This is a genomic window from Actinosynnema sp. NPDC037264, from assembly GCF_055603705.1.
Genome location: NZ_JBVJVK010000016.1, coordinates 134,122 through 157,752, shown reverse-complemented (window position 1 = coordinate 157,752; position 23,631 = coordinate 134,122). Strand labels below are relative to the sequence as shown.

Annotated in this window: 18 protein-coding genes; 10 read left to right on the top strand and 8 right to left on the bottom strand. The window is 74.4% G+C overall.

Features of this window, described 5'->3' with window-relative positions; genetic code table 11:
* The first annotated feature begins 37 nt into the window (after nt 1-37).
* Nucleotides 38-2,773 (top strand): exo-rhamnogalacturonan lyase family protein, encoded by a 2,736-nt coding sequence (locus tag ACZ7GX_RS20110; RefSeq protein ID WP_498778565.1) that lies wholly within the window; start codon nt 38-40, stop codon nt 2,771-2,773.
* Between the two features lie 64 nt (nt 2,774-2,837).
* Here the strand turns inward: ACZ7GX_RS20110 and ACZ7GX_RS20105 are convergent, their stop codons facing one another.
* Genes ACZ7GX_RS20105 through ACZ7GX_RS20095 form a run of 3 tightly spaced genes read right to left on the bottom strand, consistent with a single transcriptional unit; the run spans nt 2,838 to nt 6,452 of the window.
* Nucleotides 2,838-4,481, bottom strand: coding sequence for an extracellular solute-binding protein (locus ACZ7GX_RS20105; protein ID WP_498778564.1), 1,644 nt, complete (start codon nt 4,479-4,481; stop codon nt 2,838-2,840).
* Nucleotides 4,482-4,536: 55 nt separating this feature from the next.
* Nucleotides 4,537-5,424, bottom strand: a complete 888-nt coding sequence (locus tag ACZ7GX_RS20100; protein ID WP_498778563.1) for a carbohydrate ABC transporter permease — start codon at nt 5,422-5,424, stop codon at nt 4,537-4,539.
* Nucleotides 5,421-6,452: an ABC transporter permease gene (locus tag ACZ7GX_RS20095; protein WP_498778562.1), complete on the bottom strand. Its 1,032-nt coding sequence runs from the start codon at nt 6,450-6,452 to the stop codon at nt 5,421-5,423. The genes ACZ7GX_RS20100 and ACZ7GX_RS20095 overlap by 4 nt, the downstream gene beginning before the upstream one ends.
* Before the next feature lie 194 nt (nt 6,453-6,646).
* On the opposite strand from ACZ7GX_RS20095, the gene ACZ7GX_RS20090 reads away from it, so the two are divergent.
* From ACZ7GX_RS20090 to ACZ7GX_RS20080, 3 genes are all read left to right on the top strand, one after another.
* Complete coding sequence (locus tag ACZ7GX_RS20090; protein WP_498778561.1) at nt 6,647-7,660, top strand: hydroxyacid dehydrogenase; 1,014 nt, start codon at nt 6,647-6,649, stop codon at nt 7,658-7,660.
* A gap of 64 nt (nt 7,661-7,724) precedes the next feature.
* The gene (locus ACZ7GX_RS20085) at nt 7,725-9,584 is read left to right on the top strand and encodes a DUF2264 domain-containing protein (protein ID WP_498778560.1); all 1,860 of its coding nucleotides are present in this window, start codon (nt 7,725-7,727) and stop codon (nt 9,582-9,584) included.
* Complete coding sequence (locus ACZ7GX_RS20080; RefSeq protein ID WP_498778559.1) at nt 9,581-10,363, top strand: sugar phosphate isomerase/epimerase family protein; 783 nt, start codon at nt 9,581-9,583, stop codon at nt 10,361-10,363. Before ACZ7GX_RS20085 ends, ACZ7GX_RS20080 begins: the two co-directional genes overlap by 4 nt.
* A 106-nt stretch (nt 10,364-10,469) precedes the next feature.
* Here ACZ7GX_RS20080 and ACZ7GX_RS20075 read toward each other — a convergent pair whose 3' ends face one another.
* Entirely contained in the window at nt 10,470-11,624 is a 1,155-nt protein-coding gene (locus tag ACZ7GX_RS20075) for a glycerate kinase (RefSeq protein ID WP_498778558.1), read from the bottom strand.
* Between the two features lie 114 nt (nt 11,625-11,738).
* Between ACZ7GX_RS20075 and ACZ7GX_RS20070 the strand changes: the two genes are divergently transcribed.
* The 4 genes from ACZ7GX_RS20070 to ACZ7GX_RS20055 are packed head-to-tail and all read left to right on the top strand — an operon-like array spanning nt 11,739 to nt 14,657.
* Entirely contained in the window at nt 11,739-11,900 is a 162-nt protein-coding gene (locus tag ACZ7GX_RS20070) for a hypothetical protein (RefSeq protein WP_498778557.1), read from the top strand.
* Entirely contained in the window at nt 11,897-12,808 is a 912-nt protein-coding gene (locus ACZ7GX_RS20065) for a DUF6807 domain-containing protein (protein WP_498778556.1), read from the top strand. The genes ACZ7GX_RS20070 and ACZ7GX_RS20065 overlap by 4 nt, the downstream gene beginning before the upstream one ends.
* The gene (locus ACZ7GX_RS20060) at nt 12,805-13,551 is read left to right on the top strand and encodes a cupin domain-containing protein (RefSeq protein WP_498778555.1); all 747 of its coding nucleotides are present in this window, start codon (nt 12,805-12,807) and stop codon (nt 13,549-13,551) included. Before ACZ7GX_RS20065 ends, ACZ7GX_RS20060 begins: the two co-directional genes overlap by 4 nt.
* Complete coding sequence (locus ACZ7GX_RS20055) at nt 13,548-14,657, top strand: Gfo/Idh/MocA family protein (RefSeq protein ID WP_498778554.1); 1,110 nt, start codon at nt 13,548-13,550, stop codon at nt 14,655-14,657. Before ACZ7GX_RS20060 ends, ACZ7GX_RS20055 begins: the two co-directional genes overlap by 4 nt.
* Nucleotides 14,658-14,728: 71 nt before the next feature.
* Here the strand turns inward: ACZ7GX_RS20055 and ACZ7GX_RS20050 are convergent, their stop codons facing one another.
* Together ACZ7GX_RS20050 and ACZ7GX_RS20045 are read right to left on the bottom strand one after the other, a co-directional pair.
* On the bottom strand, nt 14,729-17,077 hold the full coding sequence (locus ACZ7GX_RS20050; RefSeq protein ID WP_498778553.1) for a hypothetical protein: 2,349 nt from the start codon (nt 17,075-17,077) through the stop codon (nt 14,729-14,731).
* Nucleotides 17,078-17,154: 77 nt separating this feature from the next.
* Complete coding sequence (locus ACZ7GX_RS20045) at nt 17,155-18,576, bottom strand: hypothetical protein (protein ID WP_498778552.1); 1,422 nt, start codon at nt 18,574-18,576, stop codon at nt 17,155-17,157.
* Between the two features lie 182 nt (nt 18,577-18,758).
* Between ACZ7GX_RS20045 and ACZ7GX_RS20040 the strand changes: the two genes are divergently transcribed.
* Nucleotides 18,759-19,112: a helix-turn-helix domain-containing protein gene (locus ACZ7GX_RS20040; RefSeq protein ID WP_498778551.1), complete on the top strand. Its 354-nt coding sequence runs from the start codon at nt 18,759-18,761 to the stop codon at nt 19,110-19,112.
* A 10-nt stretch (nt 19,113-19,122) separates the two neighbouring features.
* Here the strand turns inward: ACZ7GX_RS20040 and ACZ7GX_RS20035 are convergent, their stop codons facing one another.
* Nucleotides 19,123-19,713 carry a ClpP family protease gene (locus ACZ7GX_RS20035; RefSeq protein WP_498778550.1) on the bottom strand — a complete coding sequence of 197 codons (591 nt, stop codon included), beginning with the start codon at nt 19,711-19,713 and terminating at the stop codon, nt 19,123-19,125.
* A complete protein-coding gene (locus tag ACZ7GX_RS20030) occupies nt 19,710-20,336 on the bottom strand; it encodes a ClpP family protease (protein ID WP_498778549.1) in 627 nt (208 codons plus the stop codon). The genes ACZ7GX_RS20035 and ACZ7GX_RS20030 overlap by 4 nt, the downstream gene beginning before the upstream one ends.
* Before the next feature lie 143 nt (nt 20,337-20,479).
* Between ACZ7GX_RS20030 and ACZ7GX_RS20025 the strand changes: the two genes are divergently transcribed.
* Complete coding sequence (locus ACZ7GX_RS20025) at nt 20,480-23,611, top strand: TIR domain-containing protein (RefSeq protein ID WP_498778548.1); 3,132 nt, start codon at nt 20,480-20,482, stop codon at nt 23,609-23,611.
* Nucleotides 23,612-23,631 lie beyond the last annotated feature (20 nt).

Below are 23,631 nucleotides of genomic sequence, written 5' to 3'. Positions count from 1 at the left end.
CCTTGCCCGGAGTTCGACCCGCCGGAGTGGAGCACCCATGGCGATGATCTCCCGACGTGATCTCATCCTCGGCGCGGCGGCGGTCGGCGCCGTCGCGCAGGTCGGCCGCGGCGCCACGCCGGCGCACGCGGCGCCCGCCGTCGGCACGCGGCCCGCGACGGCGAGCGGCGCACCGGCCGACGGCGTCCCGCTCAGGTGGCTGGAAGGCGGCACACCGAAGCAGCTCGCCGCCGGGTCCACCTGGGGCGTGCCGTGGCCGAGGGGCGCGGTGCCCAACGGGCAGGCGTTCGCGTTGCGCACCGGCGCCGGACAGCCGGTGCCCGTGCAGACGTGGGCCACCGCGTACTGGCCGGACGGTTCGCTGAAGTGGACCGCGCACGCCATCGGCGCGGAGGCGCCGCCCGCCGAGGCGTACGTGCTGACCGCCGGCACGCCCGCCGTGCCCGCGGCGGCGGTGAAGGTCGCGGACCGTCGCGACGAGGTCGAGGTGAGCACCGGCGTCCTCCGGTGCGTGATCCCCAAGAAGGGCGACCGGCTCGTGCGCGGCCTGTTCCGGGGCGACCGCGAGATCGCCCGCGACGGCCGCCTGGTGTGCCTGCGGCAGGACGGGCCGGTCGACGAGGAGGGCGGCGCGGCGAAGGTGGAGAAGTTCACCGGCCGCACGGAGAAGGTCACGGTAGAGCAGTCCGGTCCGGTCCGCGCCGTCGTCCGGATCGACGGCGGGCACCGGCACGGCAACCGGACGTGGCTGCCGTTCACCGTGCGCCTGTACTTCTACGCGGGCAGCGACGGCGTCCGCGCCGTGCACAGCTTCGCCTACGACGGCGACGAGAAGAAGGACTTCGTGCGCGGCCTGGGGATCCGGTTCGAGGTGCCGATGCGCGACGAGCCCCACAACCGGCACGTGCGCTTCGCCGGGCCCGGTGACGGCGTGCTGGCCGAGGCCGTGCGCGGCATCACCGGCCTGCGCCGCGACCCCGGCGCGGCGGTCCGCCGGGCACAGGTGGCAGGCCAGGCGACCCCTCCGGTGTCCACGTGGGACACCAGGGTCTCCTCGCGGCTGCACCTGATCCCCACCTTCGGCGACTACTCGCTGCGCCAGCTCTCCGCCGACGGGTTCCAGCTCCGCAAGCGCACCAGAGCGGGCCACGGCTGGATCCCCGTCGACGCCGGCGGCCGGGCGGGCGGGCTCGGGTACGTCGGCGGCCCCGGCGGCGGCTTCGCCTTCGGCATGCGCAACTTCTGGCAGCTGCACCCCACCCAGCTCGACGTCCGGGGCGCGGCCGGCGAGACGGCCGAGGTCACCCTGTGGCTGTGGTCGCCCGACGCCGAGCCGATGGACCTGCGCTTCTACCACGACGGCCTCGGCCAGGACACCTATCCGGAGCAGCTCGAAGGCCTGGAGATCACCTACGAGGACTACGAACCCGGTTTCGGCACCCCGTACGGGATCGCGCGCACGACGGAGCTGGTGTTCTGGGCGCTGGAGTCCACGCCGGCGGCGGAGCGGATCGCCGAGCTGGCCGACGCGGTGCGCACGCCGCCGCTGATCGTCGCGCCGCCGGCCCACCTGCACGCCGCCGGCGTGTTCGGCGACTGGTCGCCGGTCGACCGCTCGACCCCGGCGAAGGCCCGCATCGAAGACCGGCTGGACCTGCTGTTCGAGTACCACAGCGGGCAGGTCGAGCAGCGGTCCTGGTACGGCTTCTGGGACTACGGCGACATCATGCACAGCTACGACGGCGACCGGCACGTGTGGCGCTACGACGTCGGCGGCTACGCGTGGGACAACTCCGAGCTGTCCACCGACCTGTGGCTCTGGTACCACTACCTGCGCACCGGCAAGGCCGAGGCGTTCCGCTTCGCCGAGGCGATGACGCGGCACACCGGCGAGGTCGACGTCTACCACCTCGGCAAGTGGCGCGACCTCGGCACGCGGCACGGCGTGCAGCACTGGGCCGACAGCGCCAAGCAGGCGCGCATCAGCAACGCGGGCTACCGGCGCTTCCTCTACTTCCTCACCGCCGACGAGCGCGTCGGCGACCTGATGCGCGACCTCGTGGACGCCGACCGGACGTTCCTGGCCCTCGACCCCATCCGCAAGATCCGCACGGGGCCGTACGAGCCCGATCCGCACGCCCTCGGCGTCAGCACCGGCACCGACTGGAGCGGCCTCGCGCTCGGCTGGCTGACCGAGTGGGAGCGCGGCGGCGACCCGGTCGCCCGCGAGAAGCTGCTCAACGGCATGCGCACCATCGCCGCGATGCCCAACGGGTTCGCGCGCGGCAGCGGCCTGTACGACCTCGACGACGGCACGTTCGAGCCGACCGGGCCCGCCGTGAGCGTCGGTTCGCTGGGCGCGGTGTTCGGCCTGGTCGAGCTGTGCAGCGAGCTGATCTCCCTCACCGGCGACGAGGCGTTCACCCGGGCGTGGCTGCAGTACTGCCGCCTCTACAACGGCACCGCCGCCGAGCAGCAGGCGGAGACGGGCCAGTCGTGGGGCAGCCTGAACCTGCGCCAGGCCCACTCCCGGCTCACCGCCTACGCCGCCGCGAAGCTCGGCGACCCGAAGCTCGCCGACCGGGCGTGGGCGGAGTTCGCGAAGGGCCACGCGGGCTACCCGGAGGACCACGACTTCCGGTCGAGGCGGGTCGAGGGGCCGAACGTGCTCAAGCCGGTGGACGAGGCCGACCTGAGCACCAACGCCTCCGCCCAGTACGGCCTGGCCGCGATCCAGTGCCTCGCCCTGGTGGGCGACCGCCTGCCCGCGTGACCGGAGGACGTCGAAGCCCCAGCCCCGACCGGCGTTGTCGGTCGGGGCTGGAGCTCCAGGGGCGTCACTGGTTGGCCGCGTGCTCCTTCGCCAGTTCCTCGGCGACCTGGTCGCCGCCTGCCTGCCGCCACTGGGTGACGACGTCCGGCCAGGCCGACGGCGGCTTGCGGCCGAAGGCGATCGCGGCGATCCCGTCACCGAGGATCTGGCTGAGCTGGGCGCCCTTGCCCGCCTCGGTGGCCGAGCGGAGCCCGGTGGCGGGGTTGCGCACGCTGCGGGGCAGGGTGGCCTTCTGCCACTCGTGCACGGCCTTGGCCGCGTCCGGGAAGCCGGGCAGGTGCAGCACGGCCGGCGCGGCGCCGACGTACCTGGTCGGCAGCAGCGAGTTGTTCTCCTGGCTGTAGAGGTCGGTGGTCTTGATGCCGTCGGCGTCCTTGGTGAAGTGCTTGCCCTCCACGCCGTAGTTGGCGAGTTCGTACTCCGTCGTGCCGAACGGCGCGCTGAGGTAGTCGACGATGCGCAGCAGGAGCTTGATCCGGGCCGACTCGGCCTTCTTGAACGTGACGTAGCCGAACACGCCGGGACCCTGCCACGGCGTGGCCTGCGGCCCGTACGGGCGGCCGAGGTCGAGGGCGAACCGGCCGTTGATCTTCTTCAGGGTCGACAGGCTCACCGAGCCGAAGCCGTCGTTCATCGTGGCGACCGTGCCGTTGTGGTAGTGGCTCTGCATGTCGGTGGAGCTGACGGTGAGGCTGTCGGGGTAGTGCGTGCCCGCCTCGACCAGCTTGCGCATGACCTCCAAAGCCTGCTCGAACTGCGGTGTGGTGATGGTGTGCGTGAACGCGCCGCCGTTCGCCGACCACGTGTTGGGCGCGCCGAGCGAGCCGGCGTGGTAGGTGATGCCGCCGAGGCCGCCGAACAGCGTCTTGAACCAGCCGACGCCCCACTTGCGGTCGCCGGTGAGCTCCTTCATGGCGTCGAGGTACTGCTCGGTCGTCCAGTCCTTCGGGATGCCCGCCGCGTCCAGCGCCGACCGGTTGACGAACAGGCTGTTGGCCGGCATCGGGCGTTCCAGCGGGATGCCGTGGATCCGGCCGCCGATGCGGCCCATGCCCTGCCAGGCGTAGGTGGGCAGGTTGGCCAGGTTCGGGAACTCCTTGACCGCGTCGCCGCCGACGTACTCCGACAGGTCGGCGCACCGGGCCTGGACGAACTCGGCCGCGTGCGGCAGGGCCAGGTTCGAGAACATGATCAGGTCCGGCAGGTCGCCGCCCGACGCCATGAGCGTGGCCATCTTCTGCCCGTACTCGGGGTCGGGCACCACGATCACCTTCAGGTTGACGCCCAGCGCCTGGTTGATCGCCTGCCAGTACTGGTTCTCGCCGACCGGCTTGGGCGGCGCGCCGTAGGACAGCACCATCACCGTGACGTCGGACCCGTCGCCCACCGGGCCGTCCACCGACCGCACGAGCCGCTCGGGGTACTTGAGGTAGAGCGGCTGCACGCCGGAGTCGTCGCCGGGCGCGTCCGGGGCGGGACCGGCGAACGGCACGTACGTCGGCCACGGCGCCAGGTCCTTGCCCGCGTTGGAGACGCCGCCACCCGACGCGCCGCCGCCGCACGCCGTGAGGAAGGACGGGACGGCGAGGCCGAGCGCGCCGACGCCCGCCAGCCGGAGCAGGGAACGGCGGTCGATGCGGTGGTCCATGACGAGGTTCCTCTCCCGGCTGGACGCCGAAAGGAGTGGTTGCGGTGGAGGGGGTTCAGGCCTTCAGCGCGCCGGTGACGACGCCCTTGACGAAGTAGCGCTGCAGGAACGGGTACACGCACACGATGGGCAGCGTCGCGAGCATCACGACGGCCATCTGCACCGATTGCGGCGACGTGACCGCCAGCTCGCCCGAGGTCTCGGCCAGCGACGCCCCGCCGGTGACGTACTGCCGCAGCACGGTGCCGATCGGCCACTTGGCCTGGTCGTTGAAGTAGATGATCGCCTCGAAGAAGCGGTTCCAGTACGCGACCGCGTAGAACAGGCCGACCACCGCGATGACCGCCTTGGACAGCGGCAGCACGACCTGGCGCAGGATGCCGAGCTCGCCCGCGCCGTCGATGCGCGCGGCGTCGATCAGCTCCGGCGGGATCGACTGGAAGAAGCCGCGCATCACGACCAGGTTGAACACGTTGACCAGGAACGGCAGGACCAGCGCGGCGTAGGAGTCGAACAGCCCGGCCCCCTGCACCACCAGGAACAGCGGCACCATGCCCGGCGGGAACAGGAACGTGAACAGCACGAGCAGCAGCAGCGGTTTGCCGCCGTACACCCGCGGCCGGCTCAACGTGTAGGCCAGGCCGATCGTGCAGACCAGGCTCAGCGCCGTGCCGACGACCGTGACGCCCGCGCTGACCAGCAGCGCGCGGCTGATGATCCCGCCCTGGAGGATCTCGGCGTAGGAGTCGAACGTGAACTCGTCCGGCCACACCACCCAGCCGCCGTGCGAGATCACGTCCTGCGGGCCGGCCAGGCTGGTCGCCAGCACCGTCCACAAGGGGAAGACCACCAGCGCGACCACCACGGTCAGCGCCACGGCCTTGGCGGCGCGCACCGCCGGGGTCGGCCGGCCCGTCCAGGCCGGGGCGCTCGTCCTGCTCATGACCGGTAGACCCCCTGTTCGCCCAGCCGGTGGGCCACCTTGTTCGCCGTGTAGATCAGGACCACGCCGATCACGCCCTTGAACAGCCCTACCGCGGCGGCGTAGCCGAAGTCGCCGTTCGCGAAGCCGGTGAAGTACACGAAGGTCTCCAGCACCTCGCCCGTCTCCGGGCCGACCGACTGGCGCTGCAGGAAGAACTGCTCGAACCCGATCGACAGGAACTCGCCCAGCCGCAGCACCAGCAGCAGCACGATCACCGGCCTGATCGCGGGCAGCGTCACGTGCCACAGCCGCCGCCACCAGCCCGCGCCGTCCAGCGCCGCCGCCTCGTACTGCTGCTCGTCCACTTGGGACAGCGCGGCCAGGAAGATGATCGTGGCCCAGCCGCACTCCTTCCACACCAGCTGCGCGATCACCAGCGGGCCGTAGGCGTCGGGGTTGCCGATTACCGAGATGCCGCCCAGGCCCAGGGTCGACAGCCAGCCGTTCACCACGCCCGCGCCGCCGAGCATCTGCTGGAACAGCGCGACCACGATGACCCACGACAGGAAGTGCGGCAGGTACACCACGCTCTGCACGAACCGCCGCAGCGTGTCGCCGACGACGCTGTTGAGCAGCAGCGCCAGCGCCAGCGGCGCGGGGAAGAAGAACACCAGCTGCAACGCGGCGATCAGCAGCGTGTTCTTCACCGCGTTCCAGAACAGCGGGTCGGTGACCATGCGCTCGAAGTGCGCCAGGCCGACCCACTCGCTGCCCGAGACGCCCAGGAACGGCACGTAGTCCTGGAACGCCAGCACGTTCCCGAACAGCGCGCCGTAGTGGAAGAACAGGAAGTACGCCAGACCCGGCGCCGCGACGAGCAGCAGCACCCGATCGGCCCGGATGCGGCGCAGGTGGCCGAGGCGCGGACGACCCACCTCCGGTGGGGCGGGCGCCGTCCCGGTCGGGGGACTGGCGCCGCCGCGGACCCGCGTCATGCTCACGTCGAACGCCTCTCTTGCGGTGCCGAGCCGAAACAGAATGTTCACGAACATAAAACGGTTACACGTGTTCGTCAACGCCTTGCGTGCCCGGTGTTCCAGGGTGTATTCGCCTGTAGTGGCTCTGACTTGGACTGAGCTGCGGGCATTGTGGGCGGGAGGGCTTGTGCGTAGAGTGACGTGTGGATGCAAACGTTTACATGGATCGGCCGCTGCCCGGCCCACTGATAGGAGCCCACTCCGTGTCACGGCGACCTGTCGCGGTCTTCGCCCTCGCCCCCTGGGCGCTCGCCGACGTCTTCCCGCCCGACCTCGTGACCCGGTTGCGGCACCTGGTCGACATCGACCCGGCGGCGACGTTCACCTCGTTCGACGGGCCGGCCGCCGCGGCGGCCCTGGCGGGAGCGGACGTCCTGGTCACGGGGTGGGGCAGCCCGCGCGTCGACGCCGTCGTGCTGGCCGCCGCGCCGGGGCTGCGCGCGATCGTGCACGCCGCCGGCACGGTGAAGTCGACCGTCGACCCCGTCGTGTTCGAACGCGGGGTGGTCGTCTCCTCCTCGGCCGACGTCAACGCCGTCCCGGTGGCCGACTACACGATGGCCATGCTGGTCCTGGGCGCCAAGCGGGCGTTCGGCCGCGCCCGGCGGTACGCGACCGCCGCCGAGGGCGCGCCGCGCGACTGGCTGTCCGGCGACGGCACCGGGCTGCACGACTGCACCGTCGGCGTCGTCGGCGCGTCCCGGATCGGCCGCCTGGTGCTGCGGCGGCTCCGGGCGTTCGACGTCGAGGTGCTGCTCCACGACCCGCACGTGTCCCGCGCGGAAGCCGCCCGCCTCGGCGCGGAGTCGGTGGGGGTGGACGAGCTCTGCCGCCGCAGCGACGTCGTCACGGTGCACGCGCCCGCCCTGCCCGAGACCCGTCACCTCCTCGACGGCCGCCGGCTGGCCCTCCTGCCCGAGGGCGCGCTCGTCATCAACACCGCCCGCGGCTCGCTGATCGACACCGAGGCGCTGACCGCGGCGTGCGCCACCGGCCGGATCTCGGCGATCCTGGACGTGACCGAGCCGGAGCCGCTGCCGGCCGGGCACCCGCTGTTCGCCCTGCCCAACGTGCTGATCACCCCGCACCTGGCCGGCGCCCAGGGCCGGGAGCTGCGGCGCATCGGCGAGTTCGCGGTCGCCGAGGTGGGCCGGTTCGTCCGGGGCGTGCCGCTGCTCGGGCGGGTGGAGCCCGAACGCCTCCCGTACAGCGCGTGACGAGCCTTGACCGAGGATGGACCCGAGCCCGCCGCCACACCGCGAGCGGAGAGGAACGGATCGCGTGAACCCCTTGGCCGACCTGGCGGAGGACCGGCGGCTCAGCCCGCGCACCGGGTACACCCGCGCGCACTGGGAGACCACCGCCGACGTGCTGCTGGACGCCGCGTGGCGGTGGGCGAGCCCCGGCGGCGCCCGGCTGGACCTGCCCGGCCCGGCGTCGGGCAGCGGCGTGCGCAGCGACGGCCTGGAGGGCTTCGCCCGGACGATGCTCGCCGCCGGCTACCGGGTCGCGGGCGCGGGCGGCGACGACCCGCACGGCTGGCTGGCCCGCTACGCCGACGGCCTCGACGCCGGCACCCGCACGCCCGGCGCCGACGACGCCGAGTCGTGGCCGGTGATCCGCGACCACCACGTGCAGGGCCAGCCGATGGTGGAGGCGGCGTCGGTCGCGCTCGCCCTGCGGGTGACCCGGCCCTGGCTGTGGGACCGGCTGGACGACGCCGTGCGCGACCGCGTCGAGGCCTGGCTGCGCGACGCCCTGCACGCCCTGCCCGCGCCGAACAACTGGTACCTGTTCCCGCACGCCGTGGCCGGGTTCCTGGAGTCGGTCGGCCGCGGCGACGCCGACACCGCCCGCGCCCGCGAGCGCGCCCTGGACCTGCTGGAGGCGTGGTACCGGGGTCAGGGCTGGTACTCCGACGGGGACGGGCGGGCCTTCGACCACTACAACGGCTGGGCGCTGCACCTCTACCCGGTGCTCGACGCGCACCTGGCCGGCACGGGCACCCCGCACGGCGAGCGGCTGCGCGAGCACCTCTCCGGGTTCTCGCTGCTCTTCGGCGGCGACGGCGCACCCGTCCACCACGGCCGGTCGCTGACCTACCGGTTCGCCGCCGGCGCGGCCGTCGCCCTCGGCGCGGTCACCGGCCACACGCCGCTCGCGCCGGGCGCGTCGCGCCGGCTGCTCAGCGGCTGCCTGCGCTACTTCCTCGACCGGGGCGCGGTGGACGACTGCGGCCTGCTCAGCCTCGGCTGGCACGGCCCGTACGCCCCGGTGGTCCAGCACTACTCCGGGCCGGCCTCGCCGTACTGGGCGTCGAAGGCGTTCGTGTGCCTGCTGGCCGGACCCGACGACCCGCTGTGGACCGAGGTCGAGCGGGACGCGCCGGTCGAGGAGCGCGACCACGTGCTCGGCCTGCCCGCGCCGGGCTTCCTCGTGCAGACCACGGCCGCCGACGGGATCGCCCGGCTGCACAACCACGGCAGCGACCACGTGCGGCCGACCCACGCGGAGACCGCCGAGGGCGACGACCCGCACTACAGCCGGTTCGCCTACTCCACCCGCACCGGTCCCACCCCGGCGCGCAACCCGGCCGACAACCACTTCACCGTGGTCTTCCGCGGCCTGCGCGCCGCCCGCCGCCGCATCCACCCGCTCGGCGCGGGCCACGGCGACGGCTGGGGCTGGGCCGCCTCGTGGCACCGGCCGGTGTTCCCCGGCGGCTCGCCGCTGCTGCCCGCGTTGCGGGTGGAGAGCGTGGTGGTCGCCCGCGGACCGCACGAGCTGCGGGTGCACCGCGTGGTCGGCGCGCCGCCGGGGGCCGGGGTGGAGCTGACCGGCTGGGCCGCCGGGCCGGACCTGTCCTCGGTGCTGCACCCGCTGCACGGCTGGGAGTCCGCCGACGAGGTCACCGCGCCGGGCGGCACCGCGTTCACGCCGTCGGCGCGCGTGCCGAGGCTGCGCGGGGTCGGTGGCGGCACGTCGGTCCACGTCGCGCTGGCCGTGCTCGCCGGCGGACCGGTGGACGTCCCGGAGGTGGTGTCGGTCGTGGCGGCCGGGCCGGAGGCCGTCGAGGTGCGCTGGTCGGACGGGCAGGTGACGAGGGTGTCGTTCGCGCCGCTGGAGGTGGTGCACGGGTGAGCGGGTGGCGGTTCGCGGTGAGCACGCTCGGCGCGCCCGGCGTGCCGGTGGCGCGGAGCGCGGCCGTGGCGGCCGAGCACGGCTGCCACGGCCTGGAGGTCCGCGCGCACCCCGACGAGGAGGTCCACCTCGGGATGTCGGCCACGCGGGCGGCGCGGGTGCGCGACCGGATCACCGACGCCGGCTTGGAGGTCGCCTGCCTCGCGGGGTACCCGAAGGTGTGCCGGCCGGGGCCGGACGGACCGGTGGTCGACGAGCTGCGCGCCCTGGTGGAGTTGGCGGCGCTGCTCGGTGCGCCTTCGGTGCGGGTGTTCCCCGGCGGTGGGAGCGCCGGTGAGGACGGGCGGGCGTCGGGGCGGATCGCCGCCGTGCTGCCCGACCTGCGCTCCGCCGGCGTCCGGCTGCTGGTCGAGACGCACGACTCCCACCCGACCGGTGAGGCGGCGCGGCGACTGGTCGCGCCGTTCGGCGACCCGGGGCCGGTGGCGGTGCTGTGGGACGCGGTGCACCCGTGGCGGGCGGGCGAGCCGCCGGAGCGCACCCGCGCGGTGCTGGGGGAGTACTTGGGGTACTTCCAGGTCAAGGACGTGGCCGCCGACGACCCGACCCCGGTCCCGCCGGGTGCCGGCGACGTGCCGCTGGCGGCGTGCGGCAGGCTGCTGGCGGACTGGTCGGGGTGGGTGTCGCTGGAGTGGGAACGCGCCTGGTACCCCGGCATCGCACCCCTGCCGGTGCCGCTGCGCGCGGCGGCCGAGTGGTACGCCCGGTGGCGGCCGTGACCCGTCGCCCGCGGTGCTCACGGTTGCTTGCGGGACGCGGCGATGACGTGCTGGGCGGTCGTGCGGGTCTCTTGGTCCGGGATGGGGCGCGTGCGGCGGGGTGGCTTCACCCGTGATGGTGCGGGGGCCGGTCGTCGGGGAACGCGGCGGCGATGCGCTCTCCCAGGCGTTCCAGCAGCGGCTCGGCGTGGGTCAGGCAGGTGGGCACGTCGGGCTCCAGGTCGGTGAGCGCGAACGCGGCGGCGAACCCGGCGGCGGCCAGCTCGGCGCGGTCGAGGTCGCAGGTCCCGGTGGCGGCGACCGCGGTCGCGCCCGCACGCTTCGCCGCCGCGGCGACGCCGACCGGCGCCTTGCCGCGCAGCGTCTGGTGGTCGAGGCGGCCCTCACCGGCGATGACCAGCCGTGCGCCGGGCAGCCGGTCCGCCAGGCCGGTGAGCTCCAGCACCAGGTCGATGCCCGGTCGCACCCGGGCCCCGAGCGCCAGCAGGGCGAACCCCGTCCCGCCCGCGGCCCCCGCGCCGGGCACGGCGGCGGCATCGGCGTCCAGCAGGTCCGCCCAGCGGGCCAGGTCGGCGTCCAGGGACGCGACGAGCGCGGCGTCCGCGCCCTTCTGCGGCCCGTACACCGCCGCCGCGCCGTGCGGGCCGAGCAGCGGGTTGTCCACGTCGCTCGCCACGACCAGCCCCACCTCGCCCAGCCGGGGGTGCAGCCCGGCCCGGTCGACCGCGCGGACGGCGCGCAGCGGCGAGGTCGTCGCGTCGAGGGCCACCCCGTCCGCGTCGAGCAGCCGTGCGCCGAGACCGGCCAGCAGACCCGTGCCGCCGTCGGTGGTGGCGCTGCCGCCCAGGCCGACCACGACGGTGGCGCACCCCGCGTCCAACGCCGCGGCGATCACCAGCCCGACGCCGAACGTGGACGCCGCCGCCGCGCGCTCCGGGGTCGGCGGCACGTCCCCGACCAGGTCGAGACCGGACGTCTCGGCCAGTTCCACGACCGCGACCCCGTCACGGACCGCGTAGCGCGCCTCGACCGGACGGCCCAGGGGATCGGTCGAACCCACCGGCACCGCCGTGAAACCGGCCGCGAGCAGGGCGTCCAGCGTGCCCTCGCCGCCGTCGGCCACCGGGTGCTCGTGCACGTCCGCGCCGTGGCGGCGCAAGCCCCGGGCGACGGCGGCCGTGGCCCGGCGCGCGGACAGCGAGCCCTTGAACGAGTCCAGTGCCACGACGACGTGGCCCGCCTGCGGCGGAGGTGCGGTCACCCGGCAATGGAAAGCGCTTTCCAACGTGCTGTCAAGCGGTCCGCCGGGCCTTGACTGCGCGCGAGGCAACCCTGAATACTCACTGGAAAGCGCTTTCCGAGCAAGGGGGTACGGGTGGACGAGGTCGTCATCGCGCTCGACGGCGTGACCGGCGGGGTGGAGCACCGCCGGCGCCCGGCCGGCTCCGCCCTCCCGGTCCGGAGCGCCTTCCGGCCGGTCGGCGGCGTGCCGGCGGGTGCGTGTGGGCGGGTCGACGTGCCGGAGCTGTCGCGGTGAGCGCCCTGGCCGTGCGGCACGACCTCGGGTCCGCGCTGACCGTTCGCGCCGGTGACGTCGACCTCGTCCGCTACACCTACGCGCCCGACACGCCGCGCCTGGAGTCGCCCAAGCCGTACCTGCACCCGGTCCGGACGCGGGCGGGGCGGGTGGTGAGCTTGTTCCGCCCGCACGACCACGTGTGGCACAAGGGGATCGCGTGGTCGTTGCCGAACGTCGGCGAGGAGAACTTCTGGGGCGGTCCGACGTACGTGCACGGGCGGTCCTACGTGCAGCTGGACAACAACGGCACCCAGGCGCACCGGCGGGTGGTCGACGTCGGCGTGGACGGGGAGCGGGCCTGGTTCACCCACGAGTTGGACTGGGTCACCCAGGCCGGCGACACGGTGATCACGGAGCGTCGGACGATCGGCGCCTCCCTGCTGTCGGCACAGGCGTGGGCGTTGACGTTCGACACGGCGATGACGAACACCTCGGGTGGCGGGATCGCGTTCGGCTCGCCGACCACGCGTGGCCGGGAGAACGCCGGGTACGGGGGCCTGTTCTGGCGCGGGCCGCGCTCGTTCACCGGCGGGACCGTCGTGACGCCCGACGGCCCCGGTGGTGACGAGGTGCGCGGCCGGCGTGCCGAGTGGATGGCCTTCGCGGGCCGGCACGACGGCGACGACGCGCGGTCCCTGGTGCTGATGGTCGACCACGGGGCCAACCCGCACCACCCGCCGCGGTGGTTCACCCGGTCCGAGGACTTCGCCTGCCTGAACCCGGCCCCGTTCTTCAGCGAGGAGCTCGTCGTCGCGGACGGGGAGACCGTGCGGTTCCGCTACGGCGCCGGGGTGGCCGACGGCGGCGAGGAGGACGCCGCGGCCCTGGCGGATTCGGTGCGCGGTGTGTTGGGTGAGTCGGTGTGAGCACGTTCCCCGGCGGGACGTCGTTGTCGTTCCTGGACGTCTACGACGACGCGGCGCCCGATGGCGTGGTGGGCGGGAGCCCGCACGTGCACCTGGCGTCGACCGAGTGCTACGTGGTCGTGGGCGGTGAGGGCGAGCTGCACGCGGTGACCCTCGACGGCTGCCGCGAGATCCCGCTCGTGGCCGGTTCGGTGGTGTGGTTCACCCCCGGCACGATCCACCGCGCGGTCAACCACGGCGGCCTGCGGGTGGTCGTGCTGATGGGCAACGCGGGGTTGCCGGAGGCGGGTGACGCGGTGATGACGTTCCCGCCCGAGGTCGTCGCCGACCGCTACCGCTACCGGGACGCGGCGACGTTGCCGGTCCGGGCGACGGAGGCCGAACGCGCCGCCGACGCGCGCCGACGCCGTGACCTGGCGGTGGAGGGCTTCGTCCGGATCCGGGACGCGGTCCGCGCCGGTGACCCGGGTCCGCTGCGGGAGTTCTACGCCTCGGCGGCGGCGCTGGTCCGGGGTCGGGCCGGCGCGTGGGCGGACATCGTGCGCGACGGGCCGCTCGGCCAGGCCGAGGCCACCCTCTCGATCACGCGGGACGTGGCGCGGGGCGTGACCGCGCACCTGGAGCGGGCGGCGGTGTTCCGGACGCCGGAACCGGAGCGGGTGTTCGGCATGTGCGGGCGGCTGAGCCCGGTCGACGTGGATCTCCACCTGGAAGTCGCAGCGGACGAGGAGCACTTGTCTTGACCAGTCGTAGCTACACCTGCGCGATCGTCGGCACGGGCGCGATCGCCGGCGCGCACGCCGAGGCGATGAGGAACCTGGCCGGGCGGGCGCGGCTCGTCGGCGCGGTCGACCTCGACCCCGACCGGGCCGCCGCGTTCGGCGCGACCTGGGACGTGCCCGCCTACCCGACCCTGACCGCGCTGATCGAGGCCCGACGACCCGATCTGGTGCACGTGTGCACGCCGCCGGGGACGCACCTGCCGCTCGCGTTGGAGTGCCTGGCGGCGGGCGCGGTGCCGGTGGTGGAGAAGCCGCCGGTGCTGTCGTTGGCCGGTCTCGACCGGTTGCGGGAGGCCGAGGAGGCGGCCGGGGTGCCGATGGCGACCGTGTTCCAGCACCGGTTCGGGTCCGGCGCGGTGCGGTTGCGGCGGCTGGTGGCCGAGGGCGCGCTGGGCCGGCCGCTGGTGGCGTCGGCGAGCACGTTGTGGTTCCGCGACGACGACTACTTCGCCGCGCCGTGGCGGGGGAAGTGGGAGTTGGAGGGCGGCGGGCCGACCATGGGGCACGGGATCCACCAGTTCGACCTGCTGCTGTCGATCCTGGGGCAGTGGCGCAGCGTCACCGCGATCGCCGCGCGCCAGGCCCGGCCGACCGACACCGAGGACGTGTCGGCGGCGCTGGTGCGGTTCGACTCCGGCGCGGTGGCGACCGTGGTCAACTCGGTGGTCTCGCCGCGCCAGACCAGCCAACTGCGCTTCGACTTCGAACGGGCGACCGTCGACCTGGAGCACCTCTACGGGTACGACGACTCGCACTGGACGTTCACCGCCGCGCCCACGTCGCCCGAGGTCGTGTCGGCGTGGGACGGCGGGCCGGCCGACACGCCCAGCGGCCACACCGCCCAGCTCGCGGCGGTGCTCGACGCCCTCGACACCGGCGGGACACCGCCGGTGTCCACTGCCGACACCAGGGTGACCATGGAGTTCGTCGCCGCCGTGTACGCCTCGGCGTTCACCGGCCGCACGGTCGACCAGGGCGAGATCACCGATGGCCACCCGTTCTACGAGAGCATGGCGGGCACCGGCGCGCCCTGGCTGACCGCGACGTCCGGTCTCCGGCGCTCGTGAGAATTGCACCGTTGCGTTGAACGGCGTGGGTTTGCCGAAGCGGGCGCGGGATTGCTCCCGCGCCCGCAAGGTCACGAGACCTTCGGGTGGATCTGGGTCTCCCGGCCGGTGAGGGCGTCGATCGCGAAGACCCGTTCGATCCTCGGGTTGGCCTGGAGCGTCGGGAAGTCCGTCAGCTCGACCGGGTCGCCCTCGGCGCGGTTGGGGCCCACCAGGACGTAGACGTCGCCGTTGGCGCTGCGGGCCGGGCTGGCGGCGACGTCGTCCGACACCGCGCGTTCGGGCTGCTTGGCTGCCTCGGGTTCGGCGCGGGCGTCGAGGTTGGTCATGAACTCGGCCAGGTCCATGAGGGAGTGCCGCCGGCCCTGGGCGTCGATGGTGTCGCCGGCCCAGAAGAAGGACCCCTCGCCCTTGGTGGCGAGGATGTCGCGGATGGTCTCCTGCCAGCGCTCGCCTTCCTGCGCCGGGAGGTCGCGCAGGTCGAGGCAGGGCTTGCCGTCCACCGAGGTGATCGGGAAGCCGTGCTGGTCGCGCTCGGACCGGCCGTCCTGCTCACCACCACCACCCGCCCCACCGCCGCCGTGCTCGCCGCTGTCGCGATCCCGGCCTTCACGGTCGCCCGCTTCACGATCGCCGCGGTCGCGCTCGCCTGCTTCACGGTCCCGGCCTTCGCGGTCGCTGCCTTCACGGTCGCTGCCGTGGCGGTCTCGGCCTTCGCGGTCACCGGCTTCGCGGTCGTTGCTGTGGCGGTCCCGGCCTTCGCCGTCCCGGTCATTGCGGTCGCCGGCGTCGCGGTCGCGTCCTTCGCGGTTGCCGGGCTCGCGGTCCTGGCCGGGGCGGTCGTGGTCGGAGGTGTCACGGCCGCCGCGACCGCCCTGATCCCCTGGCGACTGCTCACCGGGACGGGGATCGGCGAGGTCCGGGACGGGCGGGGTCGTGGGCAGCGTGCCACCCGGCAGGGACGAGCCCGGCGTTCCCGCGCCGGCGCCCGACGAGCCGCCGGAAGTGCCCGTGCCGCCGCCCGTGTCGAGGTCGGGGATCGTCGGCTGCTTGAAGAGGTCCTTGGGCACTTCCGGGATCGGCGGCATCGGCGGAGGGGTCATGCCGCCGGACGGCGTCGTCGCGCCGGGAGCGGTCGGCGATCCCGCACCGCTGCTGGTCGAACCCGAGCCACCTCCCGACGGCCCGCCGCTCGAACCACCGGGCAGACCGCCGGAACTGCCGGGGAGCCCACTGGAGCCGCCGGGGAGTCCGCCGGAGCCGCCGGCCGAACTGCCGGAACCGCCGGCTGAACCGCCGCTGGTGCCGAGGTCCGGGATGGTGGGCTGCTTGAACAGGTCCTTCGGCACCTCGGGGATGGGAGGCGTCGGCGGCGGTGTGGTGTTGGCCGAGGGGGTGGTGCTGCCGGCCGGGGTCTTGGTGCCCGAGGCCGACTCGCCGCCGGTCGTGGGCGTGGTCTTGAGGGCGTCGGCGAGGTTCGCGCCGCCGCCACCGGAACCACTCGGGACGGGCGGCGGGTCCGGGATCTCGGGGAAGTCGGGCACCGGCGCGGGCTGAGGGGTGGTGGCCTGCGGGGGCGGGGTCGACGTCCGGGCGGCGGCGGTCTTGGTCTCGTCCGGAGAACCTGCGCCGTTGGCGGTGGGCATTGTGGCCGGGGTGGACGGCTTCGTCGCGGTGTCGGCGGTGGGCATTCCCGGAGTGCCCGGCATCGTGGGCGTCGGGGGCATCTGGCCGGTGGGGATCCCGGCGGACTGGCCGGCCGGTGCGCCGCCGCCCTGACCGGCCGGTGTGCCGCCGGCCTGGCCAACGGGTGCGCCGCCGCCTTGACCTCCTGGTGTGCCGCCCTGGGATTCCGGGTTGGTGTAGTTGGAGGCCTGCGTGGTGCCGTCGGCGCCCGGGACGTCGTTTGTCGGCGGCACCTGCGGCCCGCCGGGCTGGGAGGCGGTTCCGGCGCCGCCGCTCCCGGCGCCGCCGGGGATCGTCTCAGTCGGGGTGACCGGCGGGCCCTGGGTGGTCGCGGTGCCGTTGGGGCCGCCGGTCGGTGCGCCTTGCGGGCCGTCGGCGATCGTGGCGGGTTCGACCGAGGCGAACTGCTCGCCGCTGGCGCGGTCGGCTTCCTGCTGCGTCTGCGCGGTGGCCTTCAGGCCGTCGCCGACGAGCCCCAAGGTCGAGGCGGCCTTGCCCGTCAGCTCGACCGACTTGGTGGTGGAGGCGTTGAACGCCTCGACGGCGAACGCGCCGGCGGTGCCGAAGGCGTTGCCCGCCAACGCTTGGCCGGACAGCTTCGAGGACACCTCCTCGTAGCCGGTGCGCAGGTTGTCGGCCTGCTGCTGGAGCGTGTCCATCGCGGACGCGTCCATCGTGAAGCCGGAGTCGCCGCCGGGAGGGGGCGGCGTGCTGATCGTGGTGGGGGTGACCATGGCGTTGCCTCCGCGGAACGCAGGGAAGTGGGAAGGACGGGGAGGTTCTCGGCCGGGCGGTCGGGGACCGCCCTGGCCTACTCGGTTTCCTCGACCCTGCGGACCGTCGCCTCGCGGGTGGCGTGCACCGCGCGCAGCTCCCCCTGCTCGGCGGCTCGGTAGTGGGTGACCGGCTCGGTGGCGTGGACGGCCCGCTCGTACTGCACGGGGGCGTCGGCGCGGGTTGCCTGCACCATCGGCTCGGCCTGCGCGTAGGTCGCCCGCATCATCGGTTCGGCTTGGACGGCGTGGCGGGCTTGCAGCGGCTCGGCCACGTGGGCTGCTTGCAGCGGCTCGGCGTGCACGGCGTGCCGGGCCTGGAGCGGTTCCTCCACGCGGGACGCCCGCATCATCGGTTCGGCCTGGAGCGCCTGCCGCGCCTGGACCGGTTCCTCAGCCACCCGCGCGGAGTAGGTGGGCTCGTCCACGAGCCGACCGACGAGCCGCTCGGCCGCCACGGCGTTCATGGGTCGCAGCACTTCCCTCTCTTCGGCGGCGACCATCCGCGTGGCTTCCATCGGTCGCAGCGCTTCGGTTTCCTCCACGGCGACCATCCGCCGAGCCTCCATGGGCCGCAGCGCTTCGGTCTCTTCCGTGGCCGACATCCGCTTGGCCGCCATGGGCCGGGAGGCCTCGGTGGTCTCGCCCTCGCGCAGCATGCGCCTGGACGCGTTGTGGGCCGGTTTCGCCGCCGAAACACCGCTCGTGGCGGCCTCGAAGCGCTCCCAGCCGCGGCCGACCTCGTCCGAGATCTCGTCGAGCTGCTTGACCCGGTCGACCTGGCGGGTCAGCGCCGCGTTCAGGTCGTCCATCTTGGCCGAGATGCTCGTCCCGAGCTGCGACGCGCTGTCCACCACCGAGGCCAGGAACATCGCGATGGACGCGCCGAACGTGATCGGCGCGAAGACGTAGGCGGTGATCGCGCCCGGCACCAGCGAGTTCGAGTACTGGCCGACGGTGTGCAGCAACGCCTCGCGCAGCGCCTGCACCATCGCGCCGCTGTTCTCGACGACCACGCCCTTCACCGCCACCGCGCCGGCCACCGAGTCCAGCTCCTCGCCGAGGGTGTCCATGCTGGTCTGGTAGGCCTCCTGGGCCTTGCCGGTCCACCCCTGCGGCTTGGCCAGCGTGTCGCGCTGCGTCGAGGCCAGCTCGCGCATCCGCTCCGCCGCGGAGCGGATCGCGTCCGCGGTGGCCTGCACGCTCTGCGGGTCGCCCTGCAACTGGTCGATCGGCTCGCGCAGGAAGGTCACGTAGTCGACCGCCCACCCCGCGACGCCCCGCAGGCTCGCGAACGGGTCGTCGGGGAACCGACCGCCGGTCGGCCTGCCGACCACGGAGTCCGGCTCGGCCTCCGCCTCCTTGCCGATCGCCTCGATCCGCTGCTGGACGTCGGCCCTGGCCGCGGTCTTCCTGAGCACGGTTCGCGCGGGGACCACCTCGGCGGTGCCTGTTGCCATGAGCCGGACCTTCCTCACAAGCGCTGGGTTCGAGCCGGGACGGGGACGCGGAGACCCTGGCAGTCAAGTGATCGCCGCCAACGCCGCGCCAACGTTGTGCTAACGATCAACGCCCCACCCGCCGTGTCCGCCGGGAGCGGAACCGCTGCCCTTGTGCGCCCGGCCTGCGTCACGATGGCGGGATGGCGGACATCCTCCCTTTCCACCAGAAGCACACACCGGATCGCACGCCGGATCGCGAGCCGGACCCGCTGTGGCGGGACGTGCTCGGCCGGTCCCTGCGCGCGGCGCGGGAGGAACGGGGCAGCCGCCTCGTCGACGTCGCGGAACGGGCCGGCATCTCACCGCAGTACCTCTCCGAGATCGAACGCGGCCGCAAGGAACCGTCCAGCGAGATGATCGCCGCCGTCACCGGCGCGCTCGGCGTCGACCTGTTCGACCTGCTCGCCGACATCGCGAGCGACGTCCGCCGGCACCGCCGCACGGGCCCCGCGGCCGGACGTCGCCCGGCGGGACCCGTGCTCCTGGCCGCGTGAGGCCCCGGCCTCAGTCCCGGTGTTCGAGGACGCGGTCGGCGAGCCCGTAGCGGACCGCGTCCGCCGCGGAGAACACCCGGTCGCGGTCGGTGTCGTGCCGCAGTTCCGCGACGTCGCGACCGGTGTGCAGCGACAGGATCGCCTCCAGCTGAGCACGCACTCGCACCACCTCGTCGGCCTGCAGGATGAGGTCCGGGATGGTGCCGCGCCCCTGCGCCGCGGGCTGGTGCAGCACCACCCTGGTGTGCGGCAGCACGAACCGGTGCCCGGCCGCGCCCGCCGCCAGCAGCACGGCGCCGGTCGCCACCGCCTGGCCGACGCACGTCGTCGACACCGGCGCCTTGATGTAGCGGATGGTGTCGTAGAGCGCGAGCATCGCGGACGGGTCGCCGCCCTCGTTGTTGATGTAGAGGTTGATCTCGCGGTCCGGGTTGTCCGCCTCCAGGTACAGCAGCTGCGCGATCAGGGCGTTGGCCACCCCGGAGTCGATCGCGGTGCCGAGGTAGACGATCCGCTCGGACAGCAGGTGCGAGTAGACGTCCATGATCCGCTCGCCGCCCGGGGCGCGGGTGATGACGTTGGGGATGGTGTACGTGCTCATGCGCGCGCCCCCGTCCGCGGGCCCAGCCCCAGCTCGTGCGTGCGCACGGGCACGACCTGGTCCAGGCGTTCGACGACCTGGTCGATGAAGCCGTAGTCGAGCGCCTCACCGGTGGTGAACCAGCGGTCGTGCAGGGAGTCGGTGAAGATCCGGTCGATCGGCTGGCCCGTGTCCTCCGCGATGAGCCCGAGCACGGTGTCGCGGGTGTGCCGCAGGTCGTCCGCCTGCACCTGCACCTCGACGGCCGACCCGCCGATCCCGGCCGAGCCCTGGTGCATCAGGATGCGGGCGTGGGGCAGGGCGAAGCGCTTGCCCGGCGTGCCCGCGGACAGCAGGAACTGCCCGGCGCTGCACGCCAGCCCCAACGCGAGGGTGGCCACGTCGCACGGCACGAGCCGCATCACGTCGCGGATCGCGAGCATCGCCGGCACCGAGCCGCCCGGCGAGTGGATCCACAGCGCGACGTCCTTGTCGGGGTCCTCGGCGGCCAGGGACAGCAACTGGGTGGCGAGCACGGTGCCGTTGTCGTCGTCGAGCGGGCCGTCGAGGACGAGCACCCGCTGGCTGAAGAACCGGTCTCGCAGTCGGTGGTCGAACAAGGGCTGCTTGGCGTTGTCGGTCATGCCCCGACCATGCCCGGGCACGGGCGCGTCTCGCGGCACGTGCTGCTGTGGGCAGATCAGCCCTCGGCAGGGGGCGAGGTAGCGCTCGGGCGGGTTCGGCCGACACAGTGGCAGTGGGGATCGCCGCGCGTGGGGAGGAACGGGTGGAGTGGGACTTCTTCCTGGCGCACGCCGGCGCGGACAGCCCCACCGCCGAACGGCTGCGGTCCCTGCTGGAACCGCACGCGACGGTCTACGAGGACTCGATGCTGCGCGCGGGCGAGGAGTGGGACCTCGTCCTCGACCGGCACCTGCGGGCGTCGCGGATCACCGTGGTGCTGGTGTCGCGACGCACGGAGAACGCCGTCTACCTGCGTGAGGAGATCGCCCGCGCGATCACGCTGGCCCGCGCGGACGGTCGGCGGCGCGTCGTGCCGCTGGTGCTGGAGCAGGTGGACGCCCTGCCGTACGGGCTGGAACTGCGGACGCCCCTGCGGCTGGGTGACGGCCTGGACCTGGCGGGTGCGGCGGCGAAGCTGCTGGAGTCGTTGCGCGACTCGCGCCTGCCGCGCGGCGAGGGACCGCACGAGGTCGCGGCGCAGCTCGGGCCCCTGCTGCGCCGGCTCGACCTGGACGCGCTGGGCGGCGTCGCCTCCGAGCTGCTGGCCGCGGCCGTGACCGAGGTCGGCGGTTCCGACGCGCTGTGGCCGCACCTGGCCCGGCGCGGCCTGGACCCGCGGGTGCTGCTGCCGTCGCTGCCCGGTCACGACGAGGCGCTGGCCCGCTGGGTGCTCGGCGCCGAGGCCGTGCCGGGCGCGCGCGACCTGCCGGCGGCGGTGCGGCGGCAGCTGGTGCGCCGGCTCGCCGACGAGCGCACCGACCTCGATGCGGCCTCGGTCGAGCTGCGGCGCGAGGTGTTGTCCGGCCGGGCCGCCACCCCGGACGCGCGACGACTCGCCAACGCCCTGGCCGCCGCCCTGCCGCCGGTCCGGTCGGCCTCGACCCAGGCGGTGCTGGTGCGGCCGGGTGAGGCCGCCGGCCTGCCCGTCGCGCCCACGCCGTTGCACCGCACGGCGTTGGGCATGACGGCGCTGCCGCCGCGCGAGCCCGCGTTGGCCGGTCGGGGCGCGCTGGTGGCCGACCTGGTCGCGCGGGTCACCGCCCGGCTCGCCGAACGGGGCCGGGCCACGGCGTTCCTCACCGGTCAGCTCGGGGCGGGCGTCTCGGCCGTGGCGGTCGAGGCGGCCCACGTGCTGGCCGACCGGTTCCCCGGCGGCGTCCGGTACGTGGACCTGCTCGGCCTCGACGCGCGGCGGACGGCGTCGGACGTGGCGAGGCTGGTGTGCCACAGCGTCGGCGTGACGCCCGAGCCCGGCGCGGAGGCGGCGCACCTGCGTGCCGCCTTGGACGGGCGCGGGGTGCTCCTGGTGCTGGACAACGCGTTGGACGCCAAGCACGTCGCGCCCCTGGTGCCCGCGCCGCCGACGTGCGCGGTCGTCGTCACCTCCCGCAACCGCACGCAGGGCTACGCCGACGTGGTGCTGCGCGTGCCGCCGCTGGACCGCGCGGCGTCGGTCGAGCTGCTGGCCGGGGTGCGCGCCGGCGCGCCGGCCGGGGCGTTGGACCGGATCGCGGCGGCGTGCGCCGACCTGCCGATGGCGCTGCGGCTGATCGCGTCGTGGATGACCAACCACCCGGAGACCGGCGCCGAGGGCGTGGCCAGGCTGGTGGCCCGCGAGCGGACCAGGCTCGCGTTCCTCGACGACGACGTGCTGCCGATGCGGCTGGCCATCGAGCTGAGCTACCGGCACCTGGACGACGACGCGCGCACGGCGTTCCGGTACCTGCCCGCCGCGCCGGGCTCGGCCGCGACCGCCGAGGACCTCGGCCGGGGGCTGGGCCGCGACCCGGACGCCACCCGGCTCACCCTCTACCGCCTGGCCGACCGCAGCGTGGCCGGGTACGAGGAGCTCGGCGACCCGCCCGAACCGGTGTTCCGGCTGTTCGAACTCGTGCGCCTGTACGCGCGGGAGCGGCTGGAGGCGGAGGAGTCGCCGGACGCCGTGGCCCGCTTCCGCAAGCTCCTGCTGACCAGGCTGCGCGACGACCTGCGGGCCGGTGCCGAACCCGACCTCGTCCTCCGGCTCGACCCGACCCCGCTGGTCGCCGCCCGCGACCTCGCCGAACGGGAGGAGTGGTTCGACCTGGCCGGCGACCTCACCGACGGGCTGCGCGCCGTGCACGAGGCGGAGTCCGACGACGAGTCCGTCCGCCGCGACCGCGAGCACGCGGCCCGGCTGCGCCACCGCGCCGGCGACGTCGACGCGGCCGTGCGCGAGTACCTGGACCTGGCGCGCACCCTCGACGGGGAGGCCGCGGCGGCCGCGTTCGCCACCGCCGAGCGCGTCGCCGCCGACGCCGGGCTCGGCGAGCTGGTCGGGCGCGTCACGTTCGAGCTGGCCAGGCACCTCGCGGGCCGGTCCGACCCGGCCGGCGCGCTGGCGGCGGGAGAGCGGTCGGTCGACGCGTTCCGGACCGTCGGCCTGAACGCCACCGCGCTGCCGGTGGCGATCAACAACACCAGGCTCGCCCTGCGCCTGTCGGACTTCGCCGCGGCCCGGCGCTGGGTGGCCGTGACCCGCGCCCTGATGGACGCCCGGACGCCGGTGCGGCTGCGTGCCGACGCGTTCTACGAGGAGGCCAGGGTGGCGACCGGCCCCGGCGCGACCGCCTTGTGGCGCAAGGCCGCGGACCTCTTCGAGGAGGACCGGAACTTCGGCAACGCCGGGCTGGCCGCGTTCTTCGGCGCCCGCGCGGCGCGCCGCCAGTCGTCCCACGCCGAGGCCGCCGAGCTGTTCCTCGCCGCCACCCACCTGCACCGCGCGGCGAAGGACCACGCCCGCGCGTTGTGCGCGACGGTCGAGCTGGCCGCCACGCACGCGGAGATCGGCGAGCACGCGCGAGCCCGGGACCTCCTGGCGGAACTGGACGACCTCCCGAGCGGGGCGTGGCACCCCGGCGTGGTCGCGGAGGTCGGCCTCCGCGTCGTCGTGCTGTCCTACCTGGCCGACGGCTCCCGCCCGGGGCCGGACCAGCTGCCCGCCGTTCCCGCCGACCCCGACGAGCGGACCCGCCGGCTCGACCGGGTCGTGGCCGCCCTGCGCCGGGCGAAGCCCGACAAGGCCGCCCTGCGCCGGTTCGCGGAGTCGCCGATGGTCTACGAGCCAGCCGGCCACGAGCACTGGCTGCACGACCTCGGCCGGGAACCGACGGACCGGCGGGCGCTGGGCGCGTGAACCGGACGGCGTCCGCCGCG